The organism is Arthrobacter sp. JCM 19049 (assembly GCF_001310435.1).
Map to the genome: position 1 here is coordinate 1 of NZ_BAXF01000311.1, position 2,608 is coordinate 2,608.

2 protein-coding genes and 1 pseudogene are annotated in these 2,608 nt (G+C 66.4%); all 3 read left to right on the top strand.

What is annotated here, in order from left to right; all coding sequences use genetic code 11:
• Positions 1–280, top strand: a 280-nt coding sequence (locus JCM19049_RS11410) for a lysophospholipid acyltransferase family protein (RefSeq protein WP_374700299.1), incomplete at its 5' end; no start/stop codon positions are given.
• Between the two features lie 2 nt (positions 281–282).
• Positions 283–2,217: pseudogene (uvrC, locus tag JCM19049_RS11415) on the top strand (excinuclease ABC subunit UvrC).
• A gap of 9 nt (positions 2,218–2,226) precedes the next feature.
• On the top strand, positions 2,227–2,608 hold a 382-nt coding region (locus JCM19049_RS11420), incomplete at its 3' end, for an RNase adapter RapZ (RefSeq protein WP_279403054.1).

The following is a 2,608-nucleotide window of genomic DNA, read 5'->3' on the forward strand; positions in this document are numbered from 1 at the left end:
GCGCACCGGGGGTGGGCTGCTGGCGTTGACCACCGGTGCGCCGGTGGTCCCGGTCGGGCTGATCGGCACCGAAAAGCTGCAGCCGGCCGACAAGAAGGGCATCCGCCCCACCAAGTTCTCCATCCACTACGGTGAACCGTTGTACTTCGAGCAGATGGGGCGCAAGCACCCGCTGCCCGAACGGCGCCGGGCCACCGACCGGATCGTGGACGCGATCGCCGAACTAAGCGGCCAGGAGCGGGTGGAGTCCTACAACCAGCTGCCCCCGGACGCGAAGTAGCCATGGCAGATCCGGCCAGTTACCGCCCCAAGTCCTCGGACATCCCCACCCGCCCAGGGGTGTACCGCTTCCGCGACGAACACGGGCGGGTCATCTATGTGGGCAAGGCCCGGGTGCTGCGCAACCGGTTGGCTCCTACTTCGTCAACCCGGCCCGGCTGACCCCGAAAACCCATGCGATGGTGTTCACCGCCGCCAGCGTGGAATGGACCGTGGTGGCCTCCGAACTGGAGGCGCTGCAGCTGGAGTACACCTGGATCAAGGAGTACAACCCGCGCTTCAACATCGTTTTCCGGGACGACAAGTCCTACCCCTACCTGGCGGTGACGATGAACGAGAAGTTCCCGCGCGCCTGGTGATGCGCGGGGACAAGCGCAAGGGCGTGAAGTACTTCGGCCCGTTCTACCCGGCCAAGGCCATCCGCGAAACCCTGGACACCCTGCTGCGCGTCTTCCCGGTACGCAGCTGCTCACCCGGGGTCTTCAACCGCGCCCAGGCCTCCGGGCGCCCCTGCCTGCTGGGGTACATCGACAAGTGCGCCGCCCCCTGCGTCGGGCGGATCAGCGTGGAGGACCACCGCCAGCTGGCCGATGACCTGTGCACGTTCATGGGCGGGGAGGCGACCAAGTTCGTCCGCCAGCTGGAAACGAAGATGAACGAGTCCGTCGCCGAGCTGGAGTACGAGCAGGCCGCCCGCTACCGTGACGACATTGCCGCGCTGAAGCGGGTGTTTGAACGCAACGCGGTGGTGCTGGCCGAAAACACCGAGGCCGACATCTTCGGGGTGCACGAGGATGAGCTGGAAGCCGCCGTGCAGGTCTTCCACGTGCGCGACGGGCGCATCCGCTCCCAGCGCGGCTGGGTGGTGGAGAAGGTCACCGACACCACGATGGCCGAATTCGTTGAGCACCTGCTTACCCAGGTGTACGCGGACCACCCGGACCGGATCCCGCGCGAAATCCTGGTTCCCGAACTGCCCGAGGACATCAACGACCTGACCACCTGGCTCAGCGAACTGCGCGGGTCGCGGGTCTCGCTGCGCGTGGCGCGCCGCGGGGACAAGGCGGCGCTGGCCAAGACCGTGGTGGACAACGCCGAACAGGCGCTGCGGCTGCACAAGTCCAAGCGGGCCGGGGATATCTCCACCCGTTCGGCGGCGCTGCAGGAACTGCAGGAGGCGCTGGGCACCGAGGATGCGCTGCTGCGCATCGAATGCTACGACGCCTCCCACACGCAGGGCACCAACGTGGTCGCCTCCATGGTGGTGTTCGAGGACGGGCTGCCGAAGAAGAGCGAATACCGCAAGTTCGCCATCACCGGGGAAGCGGCCCGCGATGACACCGCCAGCATGTACGACTCATCCACCGCCGCTTCAGCCGGTACCTGAAGGACAAGGTGGACGCCAAGAAGTTCACCAGCGGGGTGATCGACGGCAGCGAGCCGGAAACCCGTAAGTTCGCCTACCCGCCCTCACTGGTGATCGTTGACGGCGGACCACCTCAGGTGGCCGCCGCGCAGCGGGCCCTGGACGATTTGGGGATCGATGACATTCCGGTGGTGGGATTGGCCAAGCGCCTGGAGGAGCTGTGGCTGCCCGATGACCCGTTCCCGGTGATTCTGCCGCGCGCCTCGGCGGCCCTGTACCTGGTGCAGCGCCTGCGCGACGAGGCGCACCGCTTCGCGATCACCTTCCACCGGCAGAAGCGCTCGAAGTCGATGATCGAATCCGAGCTGGACAAGATCCCCGGACTGGGCGCAGCCAAGCAGGCCGCGCTGCGCAAGCACTTCGGTTCCATGAAGAAGATCCGCGCCGCCAGCATCGAGGAGTTAACACAGGTCAAGGGCGTAGGTGAAAAGCTGGCGCAAACGATCAAAGAATCCTTGGACGGTCAGTCATCCGGCGCCGTCAACATGACGACCGGCGAAATTCTCGACTAGCCTTGAGGTATGACCGTCGAGTATGAGACAGTAAAGCCCCCCGAGTCAGAACTGGTAATCGTCACCGGCATGTCCGGAGCCGGGCGCACCACCGTCGCCCACGCCCTGGAGGACCTCGGTTGGTACGTGGTGGAGAACCTTCCCCCCGCCATGCTGGGCATGCTCACCGAACTGATGAGCCGCTCCCAGGGCGGGCTGCCCAAGCTCGCGGTGGTCATGGACGTGCGCTCCAAGGACCTGTTCCCCGAAATCCGTGAGGCGCTCTCCGCACTGACCGCCGGGGGAGTGGGCTACCGGCTGTTCTACCTGGACGCCCACGACGACGTGCTGGTCCGCCGCTTCGAGCAGGGCCGCCGCCCCCACCCGCTGCAGGCCGACGGGCGCATCCTGG